25 protein-coding genes and 1 pseudogene are annotated in these 26766 nt (G+C 71.3%); 14 read left to right on the forward strand and 12 right to left on the reverse strand.

What is annotated here, in order from left to right; translation table 11 throughout:
• Together AB0J58_RS38765 and AB0J58_RS38770 are read right to left on the reverse strand one after the other, a co-directional pair.
• On the reverse strand, positions 1–1136 hold a 1136-nt coding region (locus tag AB0J58_RS38765), incomplete at its 3' end, for a serine/threonine-protein kinase (protein WP_364225309.1).
• A gap of 273 nt (positions 1137–1409) precedes the next feature.
• Positions 1410–2531: an alpha/beta hydrolase gene (locus AB0J58_RS38770; protein ID WP_364225312.1), complete on the reverse strand. Its 1122-nt coding sequence runs from the start codon at positions 2529–2531 to the stop codon at positions 1410–1412.
• A gap of 160 nt (positions 2532–2691) precedes the next feature.
• Between AB0J58_RS38770 and AB0J58_RS38775 the strand changes: the two are divergent.
• Positions 2692–2982: pseudogene (locus AB0J58_RS38775) on the forward strand (ABC transporter); the annotation flags it as partial.
• Positions 2983–2994: 12 nt separating this feature from the next.
• Here the strand turns inward: AB0J58_RS38775 and AB0J58_RS38780 are convergent.
• Complete coding sequence (locus AB0J58_RS38780; RefSeq protein WP_364225314.1) at positions 2995–3468, reverse strand: hypothetical protein; 474 nt, start codon at positions 3466–3468, stop codon at positions 2995–2997.
• A gap of 104 nt (positions 3469–3572) precedes the next feature.
• Here AB0J58_RS38780 and AB0J58_RS38785 point away from each other — a divergent pair, with 104 nt between their 5' ends.
• Together AB0J58_RS38785 and AB0J58_RS38790 are read left to right on the forward strand one after the other, a co-directional pair.
• Positions 3573–4127 (forward strand): MFS transporter, encoded by a 555-nt coding sequence (locus AB0J58_RS38785; RefSeq protein ID WP_364225317.1) that lies wholly within the window; start codon positions 3573–3575, stop codon positions 4125–4127.
• A 42-nt stretch (positions 4128–4169) separates the two neighbouring features.
• Positions 4170–4913, forward strand: a complete 744-nt coding sequence (locus AB0J58_RS38790) for a YcnI family protein (RefSeq protein WP_364225319.1) — start codon at positions 4170–4172, stop codon at positions 4911–4913.
• An 87-nt stretch (positions 4914–5000) separates the two neighbouring features.
• On the opposite strand, the gene AB0J58_RS38795 is transcribed toward AB0J58_RS38790, so the two are convergent.
• Genes AB0J58_RS38795 through AB0J58_RS38805 form a run of 3 tightly spaced genes read right to left on the reverse strand, consistent with a single transcriptional unit; the run spans position 5001 to position 8114 of the window.
• Positions 5001–5960: an ABC transporter permease gene (locus AB0J58_RS38795; RefSeq protein ID WP_364225322.1), complete on the reverse strand. Its 960-nt coding sequence runs from the start codon at positions 5958–5960 to the stop codon at positions 5001–5003.
• The gene (locus AB0J58_RS38800; RefSeq protein ID WP_364225324.1) at positions 5947–6975 is read right to left on the reverse strand and encodes an ABC transporter ATP-binding protein; all 1029 of its coding nucleotides are present in this window, start codon (positions 6973–6975) and stop codon (positions 5947–5949) included. Before AB0J58_RS38800 ends, AB0J58_RS38795 begins: the two co-directional genes overlap by 14 nt.
• Complete coding sequence (locus tag AB0J58_RS38805) at positions 6972–8114, reverse strand: DUF2092 domain-containing protein (protein ID WP_364225327.1); 1143 nt, start codon at positions 8112–8114, stop codon at positions 6972–6974. Before AB0J58_RS38805 ends, AB0J58_RS38800 begins: the two co-directional genes overlap by 4 nt.
• A 193-nt stretch (positions 8115–8307) precedes the next feature.
• On the opposite strand from AB0J58_RS38805, the gene AB0J58_RS38810 reads away from it, so the two are divergent.
• The 4 genes from AB0J58_RS38810 to AB0J58_RS38825 all read left to right on the forward strand — a co-directional run bounded on the left by AB0J58_RS38810 (position 8308) and on the right by AB0J58_RS38825 (position 12682).
• On the forward strand, positions 8308–8982 hold the full coding sequence (locus AB0J58_RS38810; RefSeq protein WP_030909203.1) for a response regulator transcription factor: 675 nt from the start codon (positions 8308–8310) through the stop codon (positions 8980–8982).
• Positions 8983–8995: 13 nt separating this feature from the next.
• Positions 8996–10432, forward strand: a complete 1437-nt coding sequence (locus tag AB0J58_RS38815; protein ID WP_364225329.1) for an ATP-binding protein — start codon at positions 8996–8998, stop codon at positions 10430–10432.
• 59 nt (positions 10433–10491) lie between these two features.
• On the forward strand, positions 10492–11130 hold the full coding sequence (locus tag AB0J58_RS38820) for a TetR/AcrR family transcriptional regulator (protein WP_364225332.1): 639 nt from the start codon (positions 10492–10494) through the stop codon (positions 11128–11130).
• 133 nt (positions 11131–11263) lie between these two features.
• Positions 11264–12682, forward strand: a complete 1419-nt coding sequence (locus tag AB0J58_RS38825) for an aspartate aminotransferase family protein (RefSeq protein WP_364225334.1) — start codon at positions 11264–11266, stop codon at positions 12680–12682.
• 10 nt (positions 12683–12692) lie between these two features.
• On the opposite strand, the gene folP is transcribed toward AB0J58_RS38825, so the two are convergent.
• Both folP and AB0J58_RS38835 read right to left on the reverse strand, forming a co-directional pair.
• A complete protein-coding gene (gene folP / locus AB0J58_RS38830) occupies positions 12693–13526 on the reverse strand; it encodes a dihydropteroate synthase (RefSeq protein WP_343963116.1) in 834 nt (277 codons plus the stop codon).
• 95 nt (positions 13527–13621) lie between these two features.
• On the reverse strand, positions 13622–14491 hold the full coding sequence (locus AB0J58_RS38835; RefSeq protein ID WP_364225336.1) for a LysR family transcriptional regulator: 870 nt from the start codon (positions 14489–14491) through the stop codon (positions 13622–13624).
• Positions 14492–15232: 741 nt separating this feature from the next.
• Between AB0J58_RS38835 and AB0J58_RS38840 the strand changes: the two genes are divergently transcribed.
• Positions 15233–16882, forward strand: a complete 1650-nt coding sequence (locus tag AB0J58_RS38840) for an LCP family protein (RefSeq protein WP_364225339.1) — start codon at positions 15233–15235, stop codon at positions 16880–16882.
• A gap of 111 nt (positions 16883–16993) precedes the next feature.
• On the opposite strand, the gene AB0J58_RS38845 is transcribed toward AB0J58_RS38840, so the two are convergent.
• Entirely contained in the window at positions 16994–19048 is a 2055-nt protein-coding gene (locus AB0J58_RS38845) for a spermidine synthase (RefSeq protein ID WP_364225342.1), read from the reverse strand.
• A 170-nt stretch (positions 19049–19218) separates the two neighbouring features.
• Here AB0J58_RS38845 and AB0J58_RS38850 point away from each other — a divergent pair, with 170 nt between their 5' ends.
• Positions 19219–20577, forward strand: a complete 1359-nt coding sequence (locus AB0J58_RS38850) for a S8 family serine peptidase (protein ID WP_364225345.1) — start codon at positions 19219–19221, stop codon at positions 20575–20577.
• 373 nt (positions 20578–20950) lie between these two features.
• Positions 20951–21184, forward strand: a complete 234-nt coding sequence (locus AB0J58_RS38855; protein ID WP_364225347.1) for a hypothetical protein — start codon at positions 20951–20953, stop codon at positions 21182–21184.
• Between the two features lie 31 nt (positions 21185–21215).
• Here AB0J58_RS38855 and AB0J58_RS38860 read toward each other — a convergent pair whose 3' ends face one another.
• Positions 21216–21959, reverse strand: a complete 744-nt coding sequence (locus AB0J58_RS38860) for an ABC transporter permease (RefSeq protein ID WP_343963129.1) — start codon at positions 21957–21959, stop codon at positions 21216–21218.
• Positions 21956–22798 (reverse strand): ATP-binding cassette domain-containing protein, encoded by an 843-nt coding sequence (locus AB0J58_RS38865; RefSeq protein ID WP_364225350.1) that lies wholly within the window; start codon positions 22796–22798, stop codon positions 21956–21958. The genes AB0J58_RS38860 and AB0J58_RS38865 overlap by 4 nt, the downstream gene beginning before the upstream one ends.
• Before the next feature lie 76 nt (positions 22799–22874).
• Here AB0J58_RS38865 and AB0J58_RS38870 point away from each other — a divergent pair, with 76 nt between their 5' ends.
• Both AB0J58_RS38870 and AB0J58_RS38875 read left to right on the forward strand, forming a co-directional pair.
• A complete protein-coding gene (locus tag AB0J58_RS38870; RefSeq protein ID WP_364225353.1) occupies positions 22875–23525 on the forward strand; it encodes a TetR/AcrR family transcriptional regulator in 651 nt (216 codons plus the stop codon).
• A 92-nt stretch (positions 23526–23617) separates the two neighbouring features.
• Positions 23618–24574 (forward strand): ion transporter, encoded by a 957-nt coding sequence (locus AB0J58_RS38875; protein WP_364225356.1) that lies wholly within the window; start codon positions 23618–23620, stop codon positions 24572–24574.
• A gap of 11 nt (positions 24575–24585) precedes the next feature.
• On the opposite strand, the gene rpsD is transcribed toward AB0J58_RS38875, so the two are convergent.
• Positions 24586–25200 carry a 30S ribosomal protein S4 gene (rpsD, locus tag AB0J58_RS38880; protein ID WP_364158364.1) on the reverse strand — a complete coding sequence of 205 codons (615 nt, stop codon included), beginning with the start codon at positions 25198–25200 and terminating at the stop codon, positions 24586–24588.
• A gap of 88 nt (positions 25201–25288) precedes the next feature.
• Here rpsD and AB0J58_RS38885 point away from each other — a divergent pair, with 88 nt between their 5' ends.
• Both AB0J58_RS38885 and AB0J58_RS38890 read left to right on the forward strand, forming a co-directional pair.
• Positions 25289–26014 (forward strand): DUF2470 domain-containing protein, encoded by a 726-nt coding sequence (locus tag AB0J58_RS38885; protein WP_364225359.1) that lies wholly within the window; start codon positions 25289–25291, stop codon positions 26012–26014.
• Positions 26015–26465: 451 nt separating this feature from the next.
• Positions 26466–26660 (forward strand): CsbD family protein, encoded by a 195-nt coding sequence (locus AB0J58_RS38890; RefSeq protein ID WP_030909134.1) that lies wholly within the window; start codon positions 26466–26468, stop codon positions 26658–26660.
• Positions 26661–26766: the final 106 nt, after the last annotated feature.

Raw genomic sequence — 26766 nt, forward strand, 5'->3', positions numbered from 1 at the left:
GGGAGGGGGCCCCCCCCCCCGGCGCCGGAACCGATCCCGCCGCCACCGGCCGCGGCGGCCACGGTGACCGCCGCCACGGAGACCGTGGCCAGCGCCGCGAAGCCGGCCTGCGATAGGTGCGCCCCCCTGCCCGGCCTGGCCCTGCGCGAAGCCCTGGCGGGGATCTTCACCGGGACCGAGAGCTCGTCGTGGAACGAGGGCGGCGTCGCGAGCCGCACCCTCCCGGCTCCCGGCGCGTGGGGCACCGGGGTCCAGATCTCCGCCAGCACCTCCGCGACCGCCTCGCGCAGGTCCCACGGGTCGCCCACACCACCCGCGGCGAGCAGCGCGCCGAGCAGGTCCGCGGCCCCCGGCCGGTCGGCGGGGTCCTTGGCCAGGGCGGCCTCGGCGGCCGGGCGCAGCAGCGCGGGCACCGAGGCCAGTCTCGGCGGCTCGACCATGATGCGCCGGGTCAGCACGTCCGCCTCACCCGTGCCGAAGGGATGGTGGCCGCAGGCCGCGTAGGCCACCAGGCAACCCCACGCGAAGATGTCGGAGGCGGGCAGCGCGAGCCCGCCGGTGAGCCGCTCCGGAGCGACCCAGCCGGGACTGCCCATGACCTGCCCCGCCTGCGTGTGCGCGGCGAGAACGTCGATGTCCCTGGCGATACCGAAGTCGATCACACGCGGACCGGTGTCCGACAGCAGCACGTTGCCCGGTTTCAGATCCCGGTGGACCAGCCCGGCCTCGTGCACCGCGACCAGCGCGGCGGCCACCCCCAGGGCGACCCCGTAGGCCAGGTCGGGGGTGAGCGGGCCGTGCGTGGAGACCACCTGGGAGAGCGCGGGACCCGGAACGTACTCCGACACCAGGTAGGGGCGGTCCTTGTCCGTGCCGTCCTCGATGACCGCGGCGGTACAGAAAGGCACCACTCTCCGGGAGAATCTCACTTCCTCGGCGAAACGGGCGCGGAGCGTGGCATCGTTGAGGTGCATCGGGTGCGGAGTCTTGATCGCCACCACTCCGCCCCGCGGGTGTTCGGCCAGATAGACGATCCCCATGCCGCCCGTTCCGAGGCGGCCGAGCAGAAGGTAACGGCCGATGATGACCGGGTCCCCGACGGTCAGCGGCCGCACACCGGCCGGCAAGCCGCTCATGGGACCTGCTCCCCCACGTGCCATCCTCGTTGCGCCTCTCGTATGCGGGCTATGGCAAGCACACTGTGACGGGCTTCAGGCGCCCTTCGCTGCCGACAGGCCAGAAGGGATATGAGAGGTAAGGCGAATGATCCCCGGGGGTAAGGAATCCGTGGTGCGCAGGATGCCTTTGAGCCTGGACGGGACGGCGTGACCGGCGGGAAAGGCCCGCGCGGCTGAACACCGCCGGACATCGAAAACCCGGACCGCCGCGGGTCCGCCGCCCCCGCGCGCTCAGGCCGCCGCGGAACCGGACTGCGCGGGCGGGGTCCCGAGAGCGGAGGCGTCCCCGGCGGGAAGGCCGGACGCGGAAAGATCCGAGGCCAGGAGATCCTGCGCGGTGATGCCCTGGTCGGGTACGTCCTGGGCGAGCAGGTCCCGCGCGGAGCCCTCGTCGGCGGGCGAGAGGTCCTGCGCGGCGGCAAGGAAGCGGGCGATGTGCGAGTAGACCTTGCGCGCCTCGGGGACGAGGTCGGCGAGGATGGCGAAGACATGCGGCATACGAGGCCACTCCTCGTACATGACCGGCACTCCGGCCGCGCGGGCCCGCTCGACCACCCGCCGGCCCTCGTCGCGCAGGACCTCGGTGGAGCCGGTGACGACCATCAACGGCGGCAGGCCGGTGTAGTCACCGAGGACCGGGGAGAGCAGGGGGTCATGGGGGTCGAGACCGGCCGTCCAGCGGCGGGCGAGCCAGTCGACGCGGCCGGCCGGGATCATCGGATCGAGCATCCGGTTGACCCTGCGGGGCGCACCGGTGAGATCCGTCCACGGCGACAGGCACACCGCGGCGGCCGGCAGCGGCACGCCCTGGTCGCGAAGCGCCAGCAGCGTGGCCAGGGTGAGGTGGCCGCCGGCCGAGTCCCCGCCGAAGACGATGTCGGCGGGGTCGTAACCCTGCTCCAGGAGGCACCGGTAGGCGGCGATCGCGTCCGCGAGCGCCTCGGCCGGCCTGTGGACCGGCCCCTGGCGGTAGTCGACCGCCAGCACCGGCCGCCGGGTCGCGGCCGACAGGCGCCAGGTGATCGACCGGTGGGTGACCGGGGAGCAGACGAAGTAGCCCCCGCCGTGGAAGTAGAGCAGGACCTTGCGCTCGTCGAGTTCCTCGCCCGCGCGAACCCACTCTCCCGGACAGGGCCCGGCCTCGTCGGGTGTCACGCGCACATGGACGGGCAGGCGGAGCGGAACCCGGCCCGCCAGAGCCACGATGCGTGAGGCCGCGACGAAACCGATGTCGGTTCTCAGCAACAGCTGGGAGGCGGGTTTGAAGGTGCCGCGCATGATCGCGTTGAGGGCCGCGGCCTGCCAGCTGAAGGGGTAGGCCGGACTGACGTCCACATTTATCTCATAACGCATGGGGGACCTCCACAAAAGGACATTCCCCTCAGAACATGCTTCTATTGGCGATTGTACATATCGACCAGATTGCAACCATGTATCGCACCGGTATACAGCACACCGGGGACACGACCGAACCCAGGCGACATCCCGTGCAGGCCCGGCATCGGACCGGGCCGCCGCGCGCCTGCACGACCCCGCCGCGCTGGTGCTCGACGAGCCCACGATCGGCCTGGACGTGGTCGGCAAGGTCGCCATGCGCGGCCTCCTGCTCCGCCTCAACGCCGAGCGCGGCACCACCGTCCTGCTCACCACCCACGACCTGGGCGACATCGAGAAGCTCTGCCGCCGCGTCATGCTGATCGACCACGGAAGCCTGGCCTTCGACGGCACCCTCGACGACCTGCGCGCCACCGCCCCCGGGGAGGCCTCCATGGAGGACGTGGTCGCCCGCCTCTACCCCGCCTGATCCCCGGAAAGCTCAGCGGTAGTCATGCTCGCCGGACTCCTCGTACTCCTCCTCGTCCAGGAATCGCGGCGCCCAGCGGGAGGGCATCAGCACCGGCAGGAACAGCAGGACGCCGAGGAGGGCGTAGACACCGGTGGTCAGCAGCAGTCCCATGCCGCGTCCCGCCTGCAGGAGCAGCCGGTGGAAGGTGGGGTCGTCGGGAACCAGGCCCATGGCGCGGCGGACGTCCAGGGCGTAGACCACGGTCCAGGCCAGCAGCACCATCGACGGAACGAAGGTGGCCAGCGGGGAGACACGGCCGGCGACCACCAGGCCGACCAGGAGGCCGATCGCGGCCATCACCCCGAGGGCGATCCAGATCCTCGAGCCGCTCTCCGGGGCAAGGGGCGCCGGCCCCGCCCCCGCCTCCTGCACCGCCCAACCGGCGCCGAAGAGCAGCACCGCCGCCATGACCAACCCGACAAGCACCCCGGAAACGTGCCGCATCCCTACCACCTCGGATTGAAGGATCTGTCAGGATCGCGGCAACCATAGCGACAAAAATCTTAAAACGGCAGACACCTCAGCGGCATGAGAACATATGGGGCACCATGCGCGCCCACCTCCCGCTACGCCTCGTGCGCGCGGCCGCCTTCTCGGCCGTCTGCGTGACGCTCGCCGCCCTCGGCCACGTGGTCGCGGGCGGTTCCGGCCCGGAGCCGTGGGCGGTGGCGGGCGGCGGAGCCGCGGTCATGGCGGTGAGCGTGCTGCTCGCCGGGCGCGAGCGGTCCACCGCGGCGATCAGCACCGTGCTGTCCGTCCTGCAACTGTCCTTGCACGAGTTGTTCCTCCTCGGTGACGCCACCGGGATTCCAGTGGCCCCGCACCCGCACGTCAGGGGGCTGGGCGAGAGTCTCGGCATGCTCATCGCGCACCTCACCGCGACGCTGGTCACCGGATGGTGGCTGGCCCGCGGCGAGACCGCCCTGTGGGCGCTGCTCCGCTCGGCCCGGCACCGCCTCGGCGCGATGTTCCGGCTGCTGCGGCTCCCGGCCGTGGCCGCGGCCCCGCCGCGTTCCGCCCGCACCCCGGTCACGCCCGTCCTCGCGCGTGCCGTTCTCCGTCACTCCGTCAGCTGGCGCGGTCCTCCACTCCCCGCAGCCTGACCCGCCCCCCGAAATCCTGAAATCCCGAAGTGGAGAACCCCCATGCCGTTTTCCCATGCCCGCCGTCTGGCCACCGTCACCGCCGGTGTCGCCGCTCTCACCCTCGGTCTCGCCCTGCCCGTTCTCGCGCACGTCACCATCAATCCCAGCAGCGCCCAGCAGGGCGGCTTCACCAAGGTCGCCTTCCGGGTCCCGAACGAGCGTGACGACGCCTCCACGAACAAGCTGGAGGTGACCTTCCCCGTCGACCACCCGCTGGCGTTCGTCTCGGTCAAGCCGGTACCCGGCTGGAAGGTCGAGGTGATCGAGGGCAAGCTGCCCAAGCCGGTCACCACCGAGTACGGCGAGCTCACCGAGGCGGTCACGAAGGTCGTCTGGTCGGGCGGAAAGATCGAACCCGGTCAGTTCCAGGAGTTCGAGGTGTCCATGGGCAAGCTGCCCACCGACACCGACCGGCTCGTCTTCCCCACCACCCAGACCTACACCGGTGGCGAGGTCGTCAAGTGGGCGGACGAGCCCAAGGCCGACGGTTCCGAGGCCGAGCGTCCGGCCCCGGTGCTGAAGCTCACCCCCGCCTCCGCCGAGGGGGACGGTCACGGCGCCGCCGCCTCCACGGCGCCGTCGGCCGCGGCCGCGCCGGCCACACCGTCGGTGGCCCCCGCCGCCTCCGCGTCCGAGAGCTCGGACGGGACCGCCCGCCTGCTCGGCGGGGCCGGCCTGGTGCTCGGGCTCGTCGGGACCGTGGTCGGCGCCCTCGGCCTGCGCCGTGGCGGCCGCGCCTCCTGATTCCACGGGACGGCCCCGGAAAGGTCCTTTCCGGGGCCGTCCCGCGTTCATGCGCCAGAGCAGGCCCGGCCCCGCCGGAGCCGGAGTTCAGGCGGTGATGTCCTTGCCGGTGAAGCGGGCCCAGGCGATGGAGCAGAAGACGGCCGCGTAGGCGGCGAAGACCAGCAGGCCCTGCCCCATGTCACCGGTGGCCACCGGGTCCCGCAGCACGCCGTCGAAGCCGCTCCACCACTCGGTGAGCAGGTACGGCTGGAGCACGGACAGCTGCGGAACGGCTCGCAGGACCTGGGCCACGATGACGATGACCATGGTCGAGGCGATGGCGCCGACGGACACCTCGGTCAGGGTCGACAAGGCCAGCGCGACGGCGGCCAGGGCCGCCATGCCGGCGGTGACGTACAGCACGACGACACCGATCCGCAGCACCCCGTCGAGGAAGGGGATCGTCCCTCCCGACAGCAACGTGATCGGGCCCGCCGGGAACAGCAGCAGGCCGACCAGGAGCGCGGACAGCGCCACCGCGGTGACGGCGGCCAGGCAGAAGACGACCACGCACGCGTACTTGACCGCCAGCAGGCGGGTCCGGCCCGCCGGGGCCGCGAGCAGGTAGCGCAACGTGCCGATGCCCGCCTCCCCCGCGATCGAGTCCCCGGCGACGACCGCGACGCAGACCGGCAGCATCAACTGCACCAGCAGCGAGAGCGCGGCGAAGGTGAGGAACAACCCGTTCCCGGTGATCCGCTCGAAGATCACCGGAGCGCCGGCCCCGTCCCCGCCGGCCCCGGCGAACATCCGCAGCGCGATGCCGATCAGCACCGGGATCACGCTGAGCACCCCGAGCATGGCGAGGTTTCTGGGCCGCCGGAACGTCAGGCCGATCTCCGAGCCGAGCAGCCGCAGCCACGCCCTGGTGGCGCTCACCGCCCGCGGCGGGGGAATCGGGCGCCCGGCCGTGGCCTGACCCGCCGACAGGGCCGGGTCATGGCCGGGGACGGCGCGTGCGACGTTCCCGGTGGACACGGCTTCCCTTCCGCTAACCGTCGACATCGAATCCCTCCCCGGTCAGGCCCACGAACACGTCCTCAAGAGTGGGCCGCTGGACGGCCAGGCCGCGGACGGCGACGCCCCCGGTGACCAGGGCGGCGCACACCCGCTCCGGCAGGCCCGCTCCCAGCGCCGCGCTGACGTCGCCGTCACCGAGACGGATCTCCGGCAGGCCGAGCCCGGCGAGCACCGCCGCCGCCTCCTCGACGTCGGGGGTCTCCACCCGGATCCTGACCGTCTCCGATGCCCGCAGGTCGGCGATGGGCCCCTGCGCGACCAGCCGTCCGGCCCGCATGACCGCGACGTGGGAGCACATCTGCTCCACCTCGGCCAGCAGGTGGGAGGAGACGAAGACGGTGGTCCCCTCTGCGGCGATCTCCTTGACCAGGCCGCGCACCTCGCGGGTGCCCTGCGGGTCCAGCCCGTTGGTCGGCTCGTCGAGGATCAGCAGTTCCCTGGGGCCGAGCAGGGTGGCGGCGATGGCCAGCCGCTGGCGCATGCCCAGCGAGTAGGCCCGGTAGCGCTTGCCCGCCGCGGCGGCCAGGCCCACCCGTTCCAGCGCGAGCCCGATCCTGGCCGAGACGGTGCGCGGGTCGGCCGACGGGTCGGCGGCGTCGTAGCGGCGCAGGTTCGCCTCGCCCGACAGGTAGGGGTAGAAGGCCGGCCCCTCGACCAGCGCCCCCACCCTCGACAGCACGCCGCCCACCCCGCCGGGCATCGGCGCGCCGAGCAGCCGCCACTCGCCCGCCGTCGGCGCCACCAGGCCGAGCAGCATGCGGATGGTGGTGGTCTTGCCCGAGCCGTTGGGACCCAGGAAGCCGAACACCGATCCGCTGGGCACGGCGAGGTCGAGGGCGTCCACGGCCACCTGCCCGCTCCCGAACCGCTTGGTCAGCCCGCTGGTGACGATGGAGAGCTCCGCGCCGGGCGCCTCTCTCCGGGCACCGCCCCCCGGATCCCCGACGCGGGATCCGGGGACGTCCACCGCGAGCCCGGCGTCTGTCGGCGTCCGGCTCATTTCCGACCGGCCGCCTCGGACAGTTTCTCCGGGGTGACGGCGCCGACCAGCAGGCGGCCGTCGTCGGTCAGCAGCGCGGAGACCAGCTTGGTCTGGATGACCTTGCCACTGCCCCAGGTCCCGCTGATCGGCTTGGCCGACTTCAACAGGGCGTCGCCGATCGCGCCGATGCCCGCCCCCGAGGGGCCCTCGCCCTGGCCAGATCCCTGGCCGGTGAGTTCCTGCTCGGAGACGGGGATCACCGCGACCGTGGTCCAGCCCTCGCCGACGGTGCCGACCTCACCCCTGAGCTTCTCCGCGTTCTCGAAGCCCTCGCCCGGCTCCGGCCGCCGCTCCTTGAGGAGCTCGGCGAGCGACGTCTCCTCGACCTTGGCGCCCGCGGGCGGGGTGAAGGCGAAGTTCTCCGCGGCGGGCGGGGAGAAGGTGACCGAGGTGAAGCCGACCTCGAAGGCGGGCTCGGCCGCGCTCCTGGCGTAGACCTGGACCCGCAGCGGGACCAGGGTCTCCCCGTCCAGCGCCAGTTTGACCTCCTTGACCAGGGACGAGGGGTCCTTGGGGGCGAACGCGAGCTGGTAGGCCGCGCGGTCGGCGACCTTCTCGGTGTTGCTCACGCTGACCACCGTGTCGGCACCGACCCGCCGCAGCAACTGCTGGGCGAGCTGCTGCGGCGTGGTCGCCGTGGGCAGCGCCTCATGGGCGCGGGCCGCCTCCTCGCCCTGCTCCCCGCTCCCGGCCTTGACCCGGGTGGCCTTGTTCTCGTCGCTCTGCCACAGCCAGACCTGGTCGCCGTTGGTGATCAGGTCGGTCTCGCTCATCCGGCCGGGAAGGGCGAAGCGGACCTTGTCCGCCCCTCCGTACCAGACCTTGAGCTCGTGCGAACCCGAGAGCAGGGCGACGGGCGAGGATCCGCCCATGCCCGGCACCTCCGGCAGTCCCGGCAGCCCGAGTGAGGCGGTCTGCATGACGGTGCCCGACATGGGTTTCAACCCGGCCCGGCCTGCCTGGGCCGCGCTCGCGAGCAGTTGCTCGGCGGTACGCTCGGGCAGGACGGGGTCCCCCTGGACGGCGGCGATGACCGGACCGGCTCCGATGGCTCCGGCGATCAGCGCGACCGTGGCGGCCGGCACGGCCCACCTCACCGCACGTCCACGTCTCGCTCGTTCTGACATCTCATTCCTCCACGCTATGCCGTCGGTGCCTGTGAACAGCAGCCTGCGGGACGGCTCCTGTGCCGAGGCTGAGACAGACTGAGAGGGCTCACAGGATTCTCAGCCACCTCTCAGGCCGGGTGGTCGAGGATGGGAGCGTCCAAGGTGGGAGAAGGGGTGGATCATGCGGGTTCTCGTCGTGGAGGACGAGCGGCGGATGGCCGCGGCCCTGCGGCGGGGGTTGCAGGCCGAGGGGTTCGTGGTCGACCTCGCGCACGACGGGGAGGACGGCCTCCACCAGGCCAGGCACGGCGAGTACGACGTGGTGGTGCTGGACATCATGTTGCCCAGGATCTCCGGCTACAACGTCTGCAAGCAGCTGCGGGCGGAGGAGAACTGGGTGCCGATCCTGATGCTGTCGGCCAAGGACGGCGAGTACGACATGGCCGACGGGCTCGACCTCGGCGCCGACGACTACCTGACCAAGCCGTTCTCGTACGTGGTGCTGGTGGCCAGGCTGAGGGCGCTGCTGCGGCGCGGCGCGCACCGGCGCCCGTCCGTGCTGAGGGCCGGGGACCTGGCACTGGATCCGGCGCGGCGGCGCGTCACCAGGGGCGAGACACCGGTGGAGCTGACGCCCAGGGAGTTCGCGCTGCTGGAGTTCCTGATCCGCCACCACGACGAGGTGGTCTCCAAGACGGAGATCCTGGAGCACGTCTGGGACACCTTCGACACCGACCCCAATGTGGTCGAGGTCTACGTCGGCTACCTGCGGCGCAAGATCGACGTGCCGTTCTCCAGGAACGCGCTGCAGACGGTGCGGGGAGCGGGATACCGGCTGGCCGGCGATGGCGGCTGACATGGCGGCTGGCATGGCGGCTGATCCCGCGCCCCGGCCCCGCCCGGCTCCCCCGGCCGAACCGCCCCCGGCGACCGGCGCGCCCCCGGGGGGAAGGGGTCGCGCGGTCGGCCTGTGGCGGCGCCGGAGCCTGCGCTTCCGGCTGACCGCGGTCGCCTCGGCCGTGCTGGCGGTGGCACTCGTGGTCTCGGCGTACGTGATGATCGGCGTGCTCCGCAACGCGCTGCTGAGCACCATCGACGACTCGATCTACCAGCGGGCCAGGGAGGCCGTCTCGCTGGCCGACGCCGAGCGGCTGCCCAACGAGATGACCTCGCCGGACGGCACGCTCCTGCAGGTGGTCGACGGTACCGGACGGATCACCCACACCACCGCCGGCACCGACAGGCTGGTGCCGCTGCTGAACGCCGCCGGCCGGGCCGAGGCGATCGGCGCGGCCGAGGCGCGCTTCCTGGACGGGAAGCCGTACGGCATCCCGCACGTGCTACGAGTCCGGGTGCTCAGCGCCGACCGGGGAAGGACGGTGATCGCGGCGCGCCCCTTCAGCGAGGTGCAGACCAGCATCTCCACGGCCGGGCACGTGCTGCTCGTCGGCACGCCGCTGCTGCTGGTCCTGCTCGCCGGGGTCAGCTGGGTGATCATCGGCGGGACCCTGCGGCCGATCGCGGCACTGCGCCGGGGCGCGGAGGAGATCACCGACACCGCCCGCTCCCATCGCCTGCCGGTGCCCGAGGCGCGCGACGAGGTGCACAGCCTGGCCACGACGCTGAACGCGATGCTGGCCCGGCTGGAGAAGGCGGACATCCGGCAGCGGGCCCTGGTCTCCGACGCGGCGCACGAGCTGCGCAGCCCGCTGGCGAGCATCCGGCTCCAGCTGGAGGTGGCACTCGGCCATCCCGAAGGGCAGGACTGGCAGGAGACGGCCGAGGGCGTGCTGGAGGACACCATGCGCCTGTCCCGGCTGGCCGAGGACCTGCTCGCGCTGGCCCGCCTGGACGAGCGCGGCGGCACACCGGCGCGCAGCGAGCCGGTGGAGCTGGACCAGCTGGTCCAGCAGACCGTCGAGCGGTACGGCCAGGCCGTCACCGTGCGGATCGGCGACGGCCCGATGGTGACGACGGGGGACGCGCTGGATCTGGGACGGGTGCTGGTCAACCTGGTCGACAACGCGCTGCGGCACACCCGCACCGTTGTGCTGGTCGAGTTGCGGGACGAGGGAGCCGACGCCGTACTGACCGTCACCGACGACGGGCCCGGCATTCCCGAGCTCGACCGGGAGCGGGTGTTCGACCGGTTCACCCGGCTGGACAGCGCGCGCAGCCGCGACGAGGGCGGGGCCGGTCTCGGCCTGGCGATCGTGCGCGAGACGGTGCACGCCCACGGCGGCGCGGTCCGTCTGGAGGACGCCTCACCTGGCCTGCGGGCGGTCGTACGACTTCCGCTATCTTGACCAAGGATTGTCGATCGCCTCCTTGGTCGGGTGAACGATCAGCACCTAACGTCACATTCATGACTTCCGGTGACGACAGCGGGCGAGAGGCGATCCTGCGGGTCGCGACCAGCCTGTTCGCCGCCCTCGGATACGACAGCACGGCCACCAGCCAGATCGCCGAGGCCGCCGGGCTGAGTGTCGAGGCCCTCACCGAGAAGTTCGGTGGCAAGCGGGAGCTCTATCTGGAGATCATGGAGCGCGCGTACCGGGCCGAGCGGGCGTCGCTGGAGGAGGTGCTGACCGGCGCCTCCACCGCGACCCCCGAGCAGACGGCACTGCTGATCCACCGGATCGTCGACCACTACCTCGACTTCTGCCTGGCCCATCCGGAATTCCCCTCGCTGTGGATGCACAGGGCGCTGTCGGACGCCAGCGACCTCACCGAGCTGGAACGGAGGTACATCCGGCCACAGGTCTCCTATGTCCACAGTGTGATCACCCCCACCGTCGAGGCGAAGCACCTCGGCCCCGACGTCGACCTGGAGTACGTCTTCTGGTCGATGGTCTGGTCCGTGCACGGCTTCTGCCAGGGCGGGGTGCTCGACGAGAACGGCGACCGTCGGGGACCCGAGGATCCCGCGGTGCTGCGGCGGTTCCGCACCCACCTGCACCGGATGATCCACCGTGCCGCCGCCCTGCCCGGCTCACCTTCCTGACGCCTTCCGGCGCGCCCGCGGGGCGAGAGCCCGGCGCCACGATCCGTATGATCCTGGGGTATTCCCCTGCGGCCTCTGCGGGCCGCGTCCCTTCCGGCACGCGAGCCGTGCGAGCCGTCCCCCGAGGAGACCGATGAGCCTGCCTGACAAGGGCCGCAGCACCGAGGAACTGCTCGCCGAGATCACCCGCCTCAGGCGGGACGACCTGCCGGTGCGCGGCGGCAAGGTGACCGCGTACGTCTACGACACCGGGCGCCCCGAGGTGCACGAGGCCGCCGCCAGGGCCTACTTCGAGATGCTCGAGGTCAACACCCTCGACCCGACGGCGTTCCCCAGTGTCGTGGAGATGGAGAAGCAGGTCGTCGGCGCGGTCGCCGAGCTGCTCGGCGGGGGTTGGGGTATCTTCACCAGCGGCGGCACCGAATCGATCATGCTGGCGGTGAAGGCGGCCCGGGACTCCGGGAAGACCGCGGGCCGCCCCCGGATGGCGGTCCCGGTGACCGCGCACCCGGCCTTCCACAAGGCCGCGCACTACCTGGGGGTCGTGGTGGACGCGGTGCCGGTGGACCCGGTGACCTTCCGGGCCTCCCCCGCGGCCGTCGAGGCCGCGATCGGCGAGGACACCGTCCTGGTGGTCGCCTCGGCTCCGTCCTACCCCCAGGGCGTGATCGACCCGATCTCCGAGATAGCCGCGATCGCCGCCGCGCGCGGCGTGCCGTGTCACGTGGACGCCTGCGTGGGCGGGTGGCTGCTGCCGTGGCTGCGCGAGGCCGGGGCGAACGTTCCGCCCTTCGACCTGTCGGTTCCCGGGGTCACCTCGCTCTCGTGCGACCTGCACAAGTTCGGCTACTCCCCCAAGGGCGCGTCGGTCGTGCTGTTCGCCGACCCGGCGCTGCGGCGCCGGGCGTACTTCGCCTCGGCGTCGTGGCCCGGCTATACGGTGATCAACGCCACGGTGCAGAGCTCGAAGTCCGCCGGCCCGCTGGGCGGCGCGTGGGCCACCTTCCAGGCCCTGGGCAGGGAGGGCTACCTGGAACTCGGCCGCACCACCCTGGCGGCGGCCCGCACGCTCCGCGAGGGCATCGCGAAGATCCCGGGGCTGCGGGTGCTCGGCGACCCCGAGTCCGCGCTGGTCGCCTTCGGCTCGGACGAGGTGGACGTGTTCGTGCTGTCCGACGAGGCCAGGAAGCGGGGGTGGTTCCTGCAACCGCAGCTGTCGTACGCGGGTATCCCGGCCAACATCCACATCACGGTGACCGGGGTGACCCTGCGGGGTGTCGAGGCGATGCTGGAGGTGATCGCGGAGGCGACGGAGGCGGCCCGCGGGCGCGGCCCCGCGCGGTTGCCCGAGGGGCTGGTGGAACTGATCGCGGAACTGGACCTGGACGCGCTGGACGACGAGACCTTCGGCGAGCTGGCGGCCTCGGTCGGGGTGGATCTGGGCGGCTCCGGCCAGCCGGAGATGGCCGTGGTCAACGCTGTCCTGGACGCCCTCCCCGCCGACCGCCGGGAGGCGGTCCTGATCCGCTTCCTGTCCGTCATCTACTCCTGACGCGCCGGCGTCATCGCCGGAGCCCGGCGACGGTGGCCAGGGCCGCGCGGGCGGATGCGGCGTCGTGGACCCGGAACACCCGGGCGCCCTGCCAGGCGGAGACCGCCAGCGTGGCCATGGTCCCCGCGTGGCGCTCGTCCACCGGGAGCCCGCCGAGGGTCTCACCGACGAAGTCCTTGTTGGAGACCGCGACGAGCACCGGCCAGCCGGTGGCGACCATCTCGTCCAGGCGGCGGCTGATCTCCAGGGAGTGCCAGGTGTTCTTGCCGAAGTCGTGCGCCGGGTCGATGAGGATCGACTCCCTGGAAACTCCCGCGGCGACGGCGCGTTCGGCGAGGTCGACGGTGTAGCCGATGACGTCGGCGACCACGTCGGCGTAGGCGACGCGGTGCGGGCGGGTGCGGGGGGCGACCCGTCCCGCGTGCGCGCAGACCAGGCCGATGCCGTGCTTGGCCGCGACGGAGGCCAGGTTGGGGTCGACCCCGCCCCAGGTGTCGTTGAGCAGGTCGGCGCCCGCCTCCGCGACGACCTCGCCGACCTCCGCACGCCAGGTGTCGACGCTGATGACCAGCCTGGGGTGGCGCCGCCTGACCTCGGCGACCAGGTCGGCCACCCTGCGGATCTCCTCCGCGGGGTCGACCTCGTCACCGGGACCCGCCTTGACACCGCCGATGTCGACGATGTCCGCGCCGCCGGCGACGGCACCGTCCACCGCCTCCAGGGCCGCCGCGAAACCGTAGGTCCTTCCCCGGTCGAAGAAGGAGTCGGGGGTGCGGTTGACCACCGCCATGATCGCGAACTCACCGGGCCGGAACTCACGGCCTCGCAGGTGCAGAGTAGTCATCGAGACCGAGCCTATAGCCCGGTGTCGGAGAGGACGGCGCTCCCACCTGCGCCGCCTCTGGGGGAAACTTGGAAAACTGACGAGCCTCGGGGCTCCTACGCGGCCGACCCACTTTCGGCCACGGACAGGAACTCCTGGGCGATGGCGGGCAGCCGCCGTCGCGCGTGAACGATGGCGATCACCCGGCGGACCGAGGGATCGAGGGTGCGGACCACGAGTCCGGCGCGGGCGGCCTGTTCGGCCATCCCCCGGTACCAGAGCATCGAGGCCGTACCCGAACGGACGGTGTTCAGCCAGTTGCCGCGCTCGTCGAGCTGCGTCGCCGCCACGGGGGCCACACCGTGCTTGGCGAAGAGCGCGTCGAACTCCCTGCGCCGGGAGCTGCCGGGGACCGGCAGCACCAGACGCATGCCGTTGAGTCTCCTCACCGGCACCGGGTCGGGCAGGTCCACGCCGGGCGGGGAGATCAGCACGATCTCCTGGCGCTCCAGCGGGTGGCTGACCAGATCGGTGGGGACGGGCAGGTCCGTCAGGCCGAGGTCGGCCCGCTGGTCCCTGATGGCGCTCACCACGCCGTCCCGTCCGTCACAGCGGACAATCTGAATGCGTACCCCGGGATGTTCCGCGGTGTACGCGGGGAGAAGGCGTCCGGCCAGCCCCGGTTCGAGGCTGGGTATCGAGGCGATGCGGAGCTCCGCCTCGGAGGTGTGGCCGTGCGTGGACAGTGCCTCGATCTCGCGAACGGCATCGAGTGCCTCCCTGGCCAGCTTGACCACCCGGCGCCCCTGTGCCGTGACGACCACGCCACGTCCGGAACGCGCGAACAACGTCATACCGAGCTCTCGTTCCAGATCCCTGATCGCACGGGAGAGCGCGGGCTGTGCGATGTACAGCGATCTGGCCGCGTCGGTCATGGTGCGATGCTCCGCCGTCGCGACCACATAGCGGAGCTGCTGCAGATTCATGCCTCGAAGCTAGGTCACGAGCCCCGGATCGGTCCGGCACATCGCGGAGATCACCTCGGCTGATTTCGGAATGTAATCGAACGCAGCGACATCCGTGACGGATGATAAATCAGTATGCTTACGCCCCAAATTCGGCAAAGGTCCCGGCCTGTAGCGCACATCGGGGCTCGGGTTCGCGGGGAGACAGCTTGGCGGCCGGCGGGCGGCCCCTTCCGACGCGGGGATGGACGGCCCGCGAGGGCGGCCCAGGGCCGTCCTCGGCCTTCACCGCACCGGCCCGGTGAGCCCCGCCCCGACCGCCCGGCACCCCCGTGACCACGGCTTTCCGGCGAGCGACGACCGGCGTCCGCGCCGGCGGGGAGAAGCGCGTGATATCCGGCCGGCACCGACCCCGTACTGGCGTCATAGGTTAAGGGACCATTTACCGTAGATTGGTCATCTGTCTGTCGTGTCCAGGTATGGGGACTAGAATCCTGGCAAATTCCGTTCAATCGGGGAGCCTTGGCTGTTTTGCCAGGTGGACCGGGGCAAAACGTAGTAGGAAGCGGTGTGACGATGCACCTTGGGCAAGACTCGGGGGATCTCGCCGGCGAAAGCGGGAAACGGCGCCCCCGGCGCCGCGGCGGGAGCCGCGGCGGGGGTCCCGGTGCGGGCTCCACTGGGGGCTCCGCTGCGAGCCACGGCGGCGCGCAGGGTCCGGCCGAAACGCAGCCTCCCCCTCCCACGCCCCAGGTCCACAACGTGTCCGACGGTCCCCAGGACGCTCCCGATGGGCGGGGGACGCTCCCCCCACAGGCTCAGCCCGGCACTCAGCCCGGCACGCGGGGCCTCTCCGACGGGCAGGGGACGCCCCTCCCGCACGCCGGGGCCGCCCCGGGACCCGCCGGACCGTCCCGCCCGGCCGGGGGACGGCCCCGCTTCGCCAGGCCGCTGACGGTCGGCGCACTGATCGGCTGGACCGCGCTGTCGGTGATCCTCCCGGGCGCGGCGCACCTGCGGTCGGGACGCCGCCGCGTCGGATACATTCTGCTAACGATCTTCGGTGCGCTGCTGCTCGCCGCTCTGGTCGGCGGGCTCGTCATCAGCAGCGACGGGAACACGGGCTTCGTCGCCCGGGACAGCACGCTGATGACCGGGGCGGCCCTGGCCATCGCCGGCGCGCTCGCCTGGTTCCTGCTGGTGCTCTTCTCCTACATCTCCCTGGGGCCGGAAAGGCTCAGTGGCCGGGGACAGATCGTGTCGGGCATCGCGGTGGGCGTGCTGTGCGTGTCGGTGATGGCGCCGTTCGCGCTGACCGCGAGCACCGTGCTGACCCTCAAGGAGGCCGCCAACACCATCTTCGAGAGCAGCGCGGGCAATCCCACCGCCGCCCCCGTCAAGCACGAGGATCCGTGGGGCGGGCGCGACCGGGTGAACTTCCTGCTCATCGGCGGCGACGGGGCCGGGAACCGGGAAGGCGTGCGGACCGACAGCATGAACGTGGCCAGCGTGCACGTCGCGACCGGCAACACCGCCATGTTCAGCCTTCCCCGTAACCTCCAGCACGTCCGCTTCACGCCGGGCACCGCGCTCGCCAAGCAGTTCCCCAACGGCTTCATGCGCGAGTTGCCGAACGGCGGCCTGCTCAACGAGGTCTGGCAGTACGCCGAGGACCACCCCGAGCTCGTGCCCGGCAAGAAGACGGGGCAGCGTGGCCCCGCGGCGCTCATGGACGCCATCGGCTACACGCTCAACCTGAAGATCGACTACTACGCCCTGGTGAACATGTACGGCTTCGCCCACCTGGTCGACGCCATCGGCGGCCTGAAGATCAAGGTGGAGCGCGATGTCCCATGGGGCGGCCTCTACGGCACCGCCGGGACCATCAAGGCCGGATACCAGAAGCTCTCCGGCGAGGAGGCGCTCTGGTACGGGCGTTCCCGCGTCGGCAGTGACGACTTCTCCCGGATGGCCCGCCAGCGCTGCGTCATCGGCGCCTTCGCCCAGCAGGCCACCCCCTCGGTGGTGCTCACCAACTTCGCCAAGATCGCAAGTGTGGCCAAGAAGTCCGCCAAGACCGACATTCCCCGCGAGTTGCTTGAGCACATCACCGAACTGGGGCTGAAGGTCAAGGACGCCAGGATCGTCAGCCTCCAGTTCGTGCCGCCGGAGTTCTACACCGGCTCACCGGACTGGCAGAAGATCCGTGCCGCGACCGCCAGGACACTGCGCCAGTCGGTGCGGCCCGCCCGCCGCCCCCAGGCCGCGGGGGTGACCGCCTCCCCCGGCGCGAGCGGCGCGACGCCCGCCGCCACGCCCAAGCCCTCCAGGAGCACGACGGTCCAGCCGAGCCAGACCCCCACCCAGAACGGCAAGTCCGCCCAGTCGCTGGACGAGGCCTGCGGGTTCTGACCGGTCCGGCGACCACCCCGCGCGCGCGGCCGGCCCGTCCTCCTCGGAGAGGAGGACGGGCCGCGCTTCTTCCTCGAACCCGTGCCCTTCCGGGGCCGCCGCGTCCCCGGCTCAACCGGCCCCGACGGTCCTGGCGGTCCTGGGCAGCAGGGCGAAGGCGCCGAGATAGACCAGGCCCGCCACGATCAGCAGTGCCTGGTAGCCGATGACCAGCGCCAGATACTCCAGGCAGCCGCCGACCATCGCGCCCAGCAGGTTGGCGCCGAAGGACACGGTGGCGTCGGCGGAGTCGGCGAAGCGCTTGGCGAAGACCACGTTGGCCGCGAAGATCGGCAGGAACGCCACGACCACGGCGACCACCGCGCGCAGCGGCAGCGGCAGGCCCAGCAGCCAGGAGTTGGGCACCAGCCAGGCCAGGACCAGCCCGGCGAGCAGCACACCGTACATCACGGGCAGCGACGGCACCCTGAAGCGGCGGGTCACCTCCACCGCGGCGAGTACGGCGATCAGCACCCCGCCGAACACGATCGCGTTCACCACCCAGGTGGTGCCGAACAGCAGCGCGAACCCGGTGACGCTCTTGGTCTCCAGCAGCAGGAACGCCACGCCGAGCAGGAAGAGGTCGGCGTACGGGCGCATCCGGCGGTACGGACCGGCGACGGCGCGGACCGCGAACAGGCTGACGAGGAGGATCAGCCCGAGGGTGATGATGTAGATCTGCGGGATCGTCCGGTCCTTCAGGTAGAGGAAGGGCCGGTCGTCACCGCTCGGTGGCGGGGTGTCGGCGGTCGCCCCCGCCCACTCGGTGCCGCACGCCTGCGCCTCGGTGGTGAGGCCCGCGGTGATCACCGCCTGCTGCCCGGTCTCGCTGACGATGTCGACGCAGGGCTTGTGGCCGAAGGCGGCCTGCATGGTCGCGCCGAGGCGGTCGACCAGCCAGGTCTCGCGGTAGTAGTTGTACATCGAGAAGGCGCCGCCCGGCTTGAGGTGGTCCCTGGCCGCCTCCATCGCCTGCTGGGTGAACAGGTAGCTCTCCAGCCGCAGCGAACTCGCCCCGGAGACCAGGGTGAGCGAGTCGGGCAGCGCGAAGAGGATCAGGTCGTACTTGCCGGACGTCCTCTCCAGGAAGGCGCGGCCGTCGGTGACGTGGGTGGTGACCCGGGGGTCGTCGTAGGGCCTGTCCGGGTGGTAGGAGCGGCCGAGTTCGAGCAGCTTGGGGTCGATCTCCACCGCGTCCACGTGCTTGGCGCCCTTGGACAGCGCGATCGACACGTCGGTGCCGCTGCCCGCCCCCACGATCAGCACGTCGTCCAGCCTGCCGGAGGCGGCCCGCTCGTACGGCAGGGCGTACTGGCGCTCCCACTCCAGACGGCTTCTCGCCGGGGTGGCCTGCTGGTGCGGGATGCCGTTGACGTCGATGTTCATCAGCGGCACGTCGTTCCAGTAGCCGCGCACGTAGGTCACCTTGTAGTAGGGCGACCACAGCGCTCCCGCCGTCAGCGTCTCCGTCGCGAGGGCACCGACGATGACCAGTGACGGGACCAGCAGCGCCACCCGGGCCCAGACCCTGCGGGGCCGGAGCAGCACCGCGTAGGCGATCGCGGTGATCGTCCCCCACACCACCGGGGGCGCGCTGAGGAACGACAGCGCGGTGAACAGCCCGATGCCGCTGAGGCTGCCGATCAGGTCGTAGCGGTAGGCCTCCAGCCGTTCGAGTTCGGGGAAACACCGTCCGACCAGTTCGGCCGGGCCCATCAGCACGATCGCCGCCGCGGCGAAGATCACGGGCAGGATCAGCCAGGGCGGCGGGCCGCTGGCGCTCAGGCTCGTCCAGTACAGGACGCCCTCGGTCTGGCGGTCCACGGTCACCGGGAAGAGCAGCACGACCAGGACCAGGACCGCCAGCACGATCGGCGAGTAGTAGGGCTGCCGGGTGCTGCGCCCCACCCGCAGGAAGCCGAGCCCGATACCGAGGAAGGACCCCAGCAGGACGAAGTTGGTGAAGTAACTCAGATGAACGATGTTCGACCCGGTCCACCGGATCAGGGCCAGTTCCAGGAAGAGCATGAAACCACTGGCCACGATCAGTCTGGGACGGGTACCCAGCCAGTGCGTGTGCCGGACATCGGAATGGGAGGTTGGCGTCGTCTCCGCCGCTGCGGTCATGCCGTCCAACGCTAGTGACCGGCACCCGCTCAGGGAAGGAAATCCACGCTCACCGTTTGCACCGGTTAAGTGGTTTGGAGCCTGATAGAAGGTGATTTCAACGGCTGGACGCGCTCCAGGTGGATGCAGGAATGTGGTGGGATCCGATCCCCCGACTCCCGGTGGTGCACATGCGAGTCCTGCTCCAGCTCCGCCCCTCCCCCGACGTCGTCGCGGCCGTCGCCGACCCCTCGGTGAGCACGGCGGCGGCCGACGTCGCCGACCCACTGCCGGGGGTCGTCGTGGACCCCTCCTTCTCGCCCGTCGTCGTACCCCGCCCGGTGCCCGGCGCCGGAGGCGACCCTCTCTCGCTCAACCAGCCGCTGACGTTCTCCTTCGCCGCCGACGAGGCCTCCGTCCTGGTCCGCGGGGAGATCTCCGACGACGAGCTGTCCACCCGGATCACCCTGCTGCCCACGCTCCGCCCCGACGTCGTGGGGGTCTTCGCCGACCCGACGATCGAGCGGGGCCTCACCTGCGGCGGCACGCCCCCGGTGGGCGACTGGCGTGACGTGGAGCGACTGCTCCACGTCACCGAGCTGGCCGGTGACGGCCTCGACGGCTCGGGCGTCGCGCTCGCGGTGCTCGACACCGGAATCAACTCCGCACACGTCGCCCGGTACCTCGGCCGCGACGTCACCGTCGACGGGCGGCGCAGCTGGAAACCGTCGGGGGTGCAGGGCAGGGCGGGCGAGTTCCCTGTCGACCACGGCACGATGTGCGCCTTCGACGCGCTCATCGCCGCCCCGAGGGCGTCACTGATCGACGTGCCCGTGCTGCTCTCCCGGCGCCCCGGTGGCTCGGCCCTGGACGGCCTGCTGTCGGACGCGGTGGCGGCCTTCGCCCACCTGCGCACCGTCCTGGAGGCCCAGCCCGCCGCTTCGCGGTCCCTGGTCGTCAGCAACAGCTGGGGCTCCTTCTCTCCCAGCTGGGACTTCCCCGTCGGCCACCCCGGCAACTACTCCGACAACCCGGCCCACCCGTTCAACCTGATCGTCTCCAGCCTGGAGCGGGCGGGCGCCGACGTGCTGTTCGCTGCGGGGAACTGCGGGCGCGACTGCCCCGACGGCCGGTGCGCGTACCCGGACCGGCCGATCACCGGCGCCAACTCCCACCCGCGCGCCCTGTCGATCGGCGGCGTCGACACCCGTGGCGAGCGGGTCGGCTACTCCTCTCAGGGGCCGGGCCGCCTTGTCGCCCGCAAGCCGGACCTGTGCGCCTACACCCACTTCTCCGGCTCCCGGGCCTTCGGCGACGACGAGGCGGACTCGGGCACCTCGGCCGCGTGCCCCGTCACCGCCGGCCTGGTCGCGGCCGTGCGCACCCGGTGGCCCTCCTCCCGCCTGTCCCCCGCCCAGCTGCGCACCCTGCTCCGGCGCACCGCCGACGACCGGAGCGACATCGGCTTCGACCACGACCACGGCTACGGCGTCGTCGACGCCGCCGGGGTCCTCGCCTCGCTGCGACGCCGCGCCGAACGCGCGCTGTGAGGTAACGCGCGCTGTGAGGTCAGGCTCCTGATCGCCGTACGGCTGCCCGACGCGACGCTCACGCAGGCCGAATCGAGCCGTGCGGTCCCCCCGGTCGGCACCCCTCGCGGCCATGAAGAAATCGTGGACGCCGGACTCGGGCGTCCTGCTGCCGGACGCCCGAGCCCGATGATTGACCTAGCGCTTTCGGTGCCTGGCCGGTCTACGACCGCTACACCGAGCGGGCGGCCGACCGCGAACTGCGCGTCTTCCGCCTCTCTCCTCGCCTCTGACCGGCCACGGCCCGCCCGTCCCGGCCACGCCTACGGCGCCGCCGACACTCCCGGGATCCTCACCTCGTTGCGGCGCCGCGCCGAACGCGTACCGTGAGGTCATGCTTCTGATCACCGTACGGCTCCCGCCCGACGCGACGCTCGCGCAGGCCATGCGGCACCTGGGGCTGCCGGCGGAGGAGGTCGACACCGGCTACGGCCTGGTGCCCATCGATCCCGATCAGGGCCTGTACGGGCTGCGGGTGACCGAGGCCGCGGCCCGCCGCGTCGATCCCACGGCGGGCGAGGGCCCCTACGCCGATCCGAGGATCGAGCCGTACGGCCCCCCGAGCTGAGATCCCCGCCATCCGAGCGGGGATCGGCCGGTCAGGCGTTCTCGCGGTTGAAGACGCGAGTGCCCACCAGGACACAGACCACGGAGAGGACCGCGGTCACGGCGACGCCCGCGACCACGGTCATCGTCGCGTAGCGGCCGACGAACAGCTCGCGTATGGCCTCCAGCACGTAGCGGAACGGCGTGAGGCGTGACAGCGCGTCCAGCCAGCCGGGCGCCATCGACATCGGCAGGAACGCACCGGACAGCAGGACCAGCGGGACCACCGCCGTACTCATGACCGGCGCGAACGCGTCGGGATCCATGACGAGCGCGATCGCGTTGGAGAGCGCGGCCAGGCCGACCCCGAGCAGCGCCATCAGGGCGAGCGCGAGCAGCACGCCGGGGAGCGTCGCGCGCAGGCCGAACGCGTAACCCACCGCGATCAGCGTGATCGACTGGATCAGCAGGGTGAGCGAGCCGGCCAGCACCCGGCCGAGCAGCAACGAGACGCGGTGTGCCGGGGTGACCCGCAGCCGGTCCAGCACGCCGGCCTGGGCGTCGAAGACGATGCCGAAGCCGGACAGACCCGCGCTGAACAGCCCGACCTGGACCAGCAGGCCGGGGATCAGCGTCTCCCAGGTGCCGATCGTGGCGAACAGCGGGCCGAACAGCACCAGGTAGAGCAGGGGTTGCAGGACCCCGAAGACGATTCCCGCCTTCTGCCGCAGGGAGATCCGGACGTTGTGCCGGAAGATCAGCCAGGTGTCACGGACGATGCCCGTCAAGCCGTTCACCGCTCCTCACCCGCCGCGCCCGAACCCTCGGTCGTTCCGTCGGCGACCCGGGCTTCGAAAGCCGTTACGCCTGCCGGCTGGGAACCACCGGGCACTTCACCGCCCGGCGGATCGTCTCTCAGAGAGCGGCCGGTGATGGACAGGAAGACGTCGTCGAGGGTGCCGGTGCCCCCCTTGAGCTCGGCCGGGGTGCCCTCGGCGACGATCACGCCGTGGTCGATGACGAACAGACGGTCGGCGAGCGTGTCCGCTTCTTCGAGATAGTGCGTGGTCAGGAAGACCGTGAGGCCGACACCGTCGCGCAGGTCCCTGATCCGGTCCCAGAGAACGGCCCGGCTCTGCGGGTCCAGGCCCGTGGTGGGCTCGTCGAGGAAGAGCAGTGACGGGTTGTGAACCAGCCCGAACGCGAGGTCGAACCGGCGGCGCTGGCCACCGGAGAGAGCCCCGCCCGGCCGCTCCCGCAACGCGGTCAGCCCGAGTCGGCCGAGCACCTCGGCGACCCGGTCCCGCGCCTCGGCCGGGCGCATGCCGTAGAGCATCGCGTGGAGTTCCAACTCCTCCCCCACCGGGTTCGCCGGGGCGATCCCGCCGCTCTGGGACACGTAGCCGATGCTCCGCCGCACGCCCTTCGGGTCGGTGATCAGGTCGTGCCCGGCGACCGTGGCACTGCCCCCGGTAGGACGGAGCAGTGTGGTCAGCATGCGCATCGTGGTCGTCTTTCCCGCGCCGTTGGGACCGAGGAACCCGACGATCTCCCCGGTCTCCACCGTCAGGTCGACGCCCCGGACGGCCTCGACACCGCCGGGGAAGGTCTTGCTCAGAGCTGATGTCTTGATCATTTGATCGCCTCCATTCGTAAAGTAACACCAAATTTGGAGTCACTGCAAAGTTCATCCGACCACATAGGATGACCTCATGAGCGAGGGTCTGCGTGAGCGCAAGAAGCGGGAGACCAGGGAGCGCATCTCCGACATCGCCACCGGGCTGTTCATGACGCGAGGCTTCGACAGCGTGACGGTGGCCGAGGTCGCCAGGGCCGCCGACGTGTCGGTCAATACGGTCTTCAACTACTTCGGCACCAAGGAGGACCTGCTTTTCGACCGGCGGCAGGAGGTGGAGGACCTGCCGAGCCGGGTGGTGCGGGAGCGCGGGCCGGGAGAGAGCGCACTGGAGGCACTGCGCCGTGACTTTCTCGACGCGCTCGACACCCGGCACCACCGCTACGGCTTCCACGAGGGCAGCGACGCCTTCACCCGGATGATCGCCGAGAGCCCCTCACTCAACGCCCGGATCAGGGAGATGAACGAGGCGCGCGAGCAGGTCCTGGCCAGAACGCTCGCCGACGAGGCCGACGCCGACCCCGACGACCTCACTCCCGTGTTCGCCGCCGCCCAGATCTGCGCGGTGCTGCGCGGGCTGACGGTCCACGCCGTCCAGCGCATGCTCGCGGGCGAGAGCCTCGACGACATCGCCCCTGACCTGCGACGGCAGGCCGAGCGCGCCTTCGAGCTCCTGGAGTCCGGCATCGGTGACTACTGCGTCAGGTCACCGAGCGTCCCGCACTGACCTGGCCCGGCGCCCCTGGCGGAACCGGACCGCCGTCAACGCGTTACGATCTTGGCTTGTCCTCGGCCATCCGATCCCCTCAGGAGCCACCCGTGCCGACGCGCGAGCGTCTCCGCGCCGTGCTGGAAACATCCCGTTTCCAGCACTTCATCACCGCTGTCATCGTGATCAACGCGGCTACACTCGGGCTGGAGACCTCGGTCACGGCCGTCGAGCGGTACGGCACGGTGCTCACCGTGATCGACCATCTGGCGCTCTACATCTTCGTCGCCGAACTGGCCGTCAAGCTCTACGCCCAGGGCCCGCGGTTCTTCCGCAACCCGTGGAACCTGTACGACGCCGCGATCGTGACGGCCTCGCTGCTGCCCACCGCGGGCGGGCTCTCGGTGCTGCGGGCGCTGCGGATCCTGCGGGCGCTACGACTGATCTCCGTGGTGCCGAGCCTGCGCAGGGTGGTCACCGCGCTGCTCACCGCGGTGCCGGGGATGACCTCGATCGTGCTGCTGCTGGGACTGGTGCTCTACGTCGCGGCGGTGATGGGCACGAAGCTCTACCACGCCACCGCTCCCGAGTATTTCGGCGACCTGCCCACCTCGCTGTTCACCCTGTTCCAGATGATGACCGGGGACGCCTGGTCCGACATCACCCGCGAGGTGATGGACGAGCACCCGGAGGCGTGGGTGTTCTTCGTGGCGTTCATGCTGGTGTGCACATTCGTGGTGCTGAACCTGTTCATCGCGGTGGTGGTCAGCGCGATGGAGGAGGAGCACGCCGAGGAGTCCGTGCAGGCGACCGCGGAGTTGGGCAGAACGGTGCTCGCCGAGTTGGCCGCGCTCCGGGCCGAGGTGCGGGAGCTGCGAGAGCAGGTCCCCGCGGCGCGCGGCAGCGGTCCGGGTACGGCCGCGAACGGCAGGCCGGGAGGCAACGGCGCGGGGAGCAACGGTACAGGGAGCAACGGTACGGGGAGCAGCGGCGCAGGTAACAACGGCGCGGGCGCCAACGGCGCGAGAAAGCCCGCCACCCGGAAGGTGGCGGGCCGACGCCGCTGACAGACGTCAGGTCAGCGCGAGTAGAACTCCACCACGAGCTGTTCGTCCACCGGGACCACGACCTGCTCGCGCAGCGGGCGGCTCAGCAGGGTGAACCGAAGCTCGGCGTGGTCGACCCCGAGATAGGCGGCGACCCTGTCGTCCGCGTACACACCCTCGGAGGCGGCGACGAAGGGTTGCATCCGGCGCGACTTCTCACGCACCGCGACGACCTGGCCCGGCCTGACCAGGTAGCTGGGAATGTCGACCTTGCGGCCGTCCACGGTGATGTGGCCGTGGGCGACGTACTGGCGGGCCGCGTAGATGGACGGGGCGAGGCCGGAACGTAGCACCAGGGAGGCCAGCCGCGTCTCCAGCAGCACCACCAGCTCGGCGCCCGCACGGCCACCGCCGCGCAGCGCCAGGTCCCAGTAGCGGCGCATCTGGCGCTCGGAGACGTCGTAGTACCAGCGCAGCTTCTGCTTCTCCATCAATCGCAACCCGTAGTCACCGGTCTGCCGCCGGTTGGTCTTGCGACCGTGCTCACCCGGCGGGTAGGGGCGCTCCTCGAAATATCGGACGGCCTTGCGGGTCAGCGGCACGCCCGCCCGGCGGGACAGGCGCACCTTCGGTCCGGTGTAGCGCACGCTCGCTCCTCTATGGTTAGGTTTACCTTAGTTAGGCAAGGCTAATCTTATACAGCAGTTTCTCCCCGACCTCAAGGAGAGCCGGTCCATGCAGCCAGTCACCGCTCCGCCGATCCCCGAGCGGGTCCGCACCCTCGCCGCCGGCGCCGCTCCCACCCACGTGTCCGTCGCCGGAGGCACCAGCCCCGCGATGCCCGCCAGGGGGGGTGTGGACGGCGCCGGCCGGCCGGTGCTGCTCGTCCTACCGGGCGATCCGCTCCATGGCGCCCGGGATGAGCCCGTGGTGACCGTGGACCTGACGTCGAACCGCTCGCTGGGGGAGCACGAGCTCTCGCGCGGCCTGCTCAAGGTGCAGGGATGGGCACAGCCCGTGCCCGCGGCCGAGGTGCGACGGACCGCTGTGGCGATCGCCGAGCGCTGCCCCGACGAGGCGCTGTTCGAGGTGCTGGAGGGGACGGACGGCCCCAGGCTGCTACGTGTCGACGTCGGCAGGGTGATCTATCTGACCGGCCCCGAGTCGGGTGTGCTGGACGCCGAGGAGTATCTCGGCGCCACCCCCGACCCGCTGATGAGCGAGGCCGAGCGCATGCTCCAGCACGTCAACGGCGCCCATCGCAGGCAGCTGGAGACCGCCCTGTGCTCCCTGCTCGCCGAGCCGGTGCCGGGAGCCTGGCTCTGGGAACTCGACCGCTTCGGCGCGACGGTCCGCTGCGGCGTCGAGGACCCGACCCTGATCCGGCTCCCCTGGCCCTCACCCATGGCCGACGCCGAATCTCTCGAACACGCCGTACGCTGCCTGCTCTGCCACCGCTGACGGAGCGGCCGGGTACGCCCGGTCAGCGGCTGGAAAAGGCCGGCCGACCGGCCGGAGAAGAGCGAGGAGACGAATACCCGTGACCATAGTCCGGTCCGGAAGCACGAATTCCGTTCGTTCGCCGTGAGCGCTTTCCGCTGGAAGCGGAGAACCGATCATTTCGTTTTCACGCCGGGGCTGCGGTCTCATTCGCGAGGCGTGGATGTTTCGCCCTCGTCGCGCGACGCCGGAGGGCGGACGCGATCCCGCCGCACGTGATGCTCACCACGCCGTCTCCACCCTTTCCCGCAGACCCGCGCCGCGGACCGGATTCCAACGGCCCGCCCGTGCCGCGGGGGCGTCGCCACCGGCCGATCGGCGCCGGGTCCGGGCATCGGACATGTTTACTCCCTTCCACAGCGGAGAAAGGGACTGCGTGGGCTAAATTCCACAAAACGGGAGGAACTACACCATGGGTGCCGACGACAAGCTTTCCAACAAGGCGCAAGAGGCCAAGGGCAAGATCAAGGAAGGCGTGGGCCGCGCCACCGGCGACGAGCGCCTTGAGGCCAGCGGCAAGGACGACCAGGCCGGAAGCCGCTTCAAGCAGGCCGGAGAGAAGGCGAAGGACAGCGCGAAGAAGGTCAAGGACGCCTTCAAGAGCTGACCCACGATCGCCCCGTGGCGGGGGGGCCGGGGGTGCGGGGCCCCCCCCCCCAAGGGCGGGCCCGCCGGGATAGGGTGGGGGGGGGGGTGGGGGAGGGGGGGTGTGT

Origin of the sequence: Streptosporangium sp. NPDC049644 (genome assembly GCF_040675205.1) — a bacterium.
Lineage (GTDB): Bacteria > Actinomycetota > Actinomycetes > Streptosporangiales > Streptosporangiaceae > Streptosporangium > Streptosporangium fukuiense.

Excerpts from the sequence above, each read along its gene's own strand:
- AB0J58_RS38865 (WP_364225350.1), bottom strand. The coding sequence starts at position 22,798 with ATGATCAAGACATCAGCTCTGAGCAAGACCTTCCCCGGCGGTGTCGAG.
- AB0J58_RS38825 (WP_364225334.1), top strand. The coding sequence starts at position 11,264 with ATGAGCCTGCCTGACAAGGGCCGCAGCACCGAGGAACTGCTCGCCGAG.
- AB0J58_RS38850 (WP_364225345.1), top strand. The coding sequence starts at position 19,219 with ATGCGAGTCCTGCTCCAGCTCCGCCCCTCCCCCGACGTCGTCGCGGCC.
- AB0J58_RS38855 (WP_364225347.1), top strand. The coding sequence starts at position 20,951 with ATGCTTCTGATCACCGTACGGCTCCCGCCCGACGCGACGCTCGCGCAG.
- AB0J58_RS38820 (WP_364225332.1), top strand. The coding sequence starts at position 10,492 with ATGACTTCCGGTGACGACAGCGGGCGAGAGGCGATCCTGCGGGTCGCG.
- AB0J58_RS38780 (WP_364225314.1), bottom strand. The coding sequence starts at position 3,468 with ATGCGGCACGTTTCCGGGGTGCTTGTCGGGTTGGTCATGGCGGCGGTG.
- AB0J58_RS38835 (WP_364225336.1), bottom strand. The coding sequence starts at position 14,491 with ATGAATCTGCAGCAGCTCCGCTATGTGGTCGCGACGGCGGAGCATCGC.
- AB0J58_RS38890 (WP_030909134.1), top strand. The coding sequence starts at position 26,466 with ATGGGTGCCGACGACAAGCTTTCCAACAAGGCGCAAGAGGCCAAGGGC.
- AB0J58_RS38870 (WP_364225353.1), top strand. The coding sequence starts at position 22,875 with ATGAGCGAGGGTCTGCGTGAGCGCAAGAAGCGGGAGACCAGGGAGCGC.
- folP (WP_343963116.1), bottom strand. The coding sequence starts at position 13,526 with ATGACTACTCTGCACCTGCGAGGCCGTGAGTTCCGGCCCGGTGAGTTC.
- AB0J58_RS38795 (WP_364225322.1), bottom strand. The coding sequence starts at position 5,960 with ATGTCGACGGTTAGCGGAAGGGAAGCCGTGTCCACCGGGAACGTCGCA.
- AB0J58_RS38845 (WP_364225342.1), bottom strand. The coding sequence starts at position 19,048 with ATGACCGCAGCGGCGGAGACGACGCCAACCTCCCATTCCGATGTCCGG.
- AB0J58_RS38815 (WP_364225329.1), top strand. The coding sequence starts at position 8,996 with ATGGCGGCTGATCCCGCGCCCCGGCCCCGCCCGGCTCCCCCGGCCGAA.
- AB0J58_RS38785 (WP_364225317.1), top strand. The coding sequence starts at position 3,573 with ATGCGCGCCCACCTCCCGCTACGCCTCGTGCGCGCGGCCGCCTTCTCG.
- AB0J58_RS38885 (WP_364225359.1), top strand. The coding sequence starts at position 25,289 with ATGCAGCCAGTCACCGCTCCGCCGATCCCCGAGCGGGTCCGCACCCTC.
- AB0J58_RS38770 (WP_364225312.1), bottom strand. The coding sequence starts at position 2,531 with ATGCGTTATGAGATAAATGTGGACGTCAGTCCGGCCTACCCCTTCAGC.
- AB0J58_RS38800 (WP_364225324.1), bottom strand. The coding sequence starts at position 6,975 with ATGAGCCGGACGCCGACAGACGCCGGGCTCGCGGTGGACGTCCCCGGA.
- AB0J58_RS38810 (WP_030909203.1), top strand. The coding sequence starts at position 8,308 with ATGCGGGTTCTCGTCGTGGAGGACGAGCGGCGGATGGCCGCGGCCCTG.
- AB0J58_RS38790 (WP_364225319.1), top strand. The coding sequence starts at position 4,170 with ATGCCGTTTTCCCATGCCCGCCGTCTGGCCACCGTCACCGCCGGTGTC.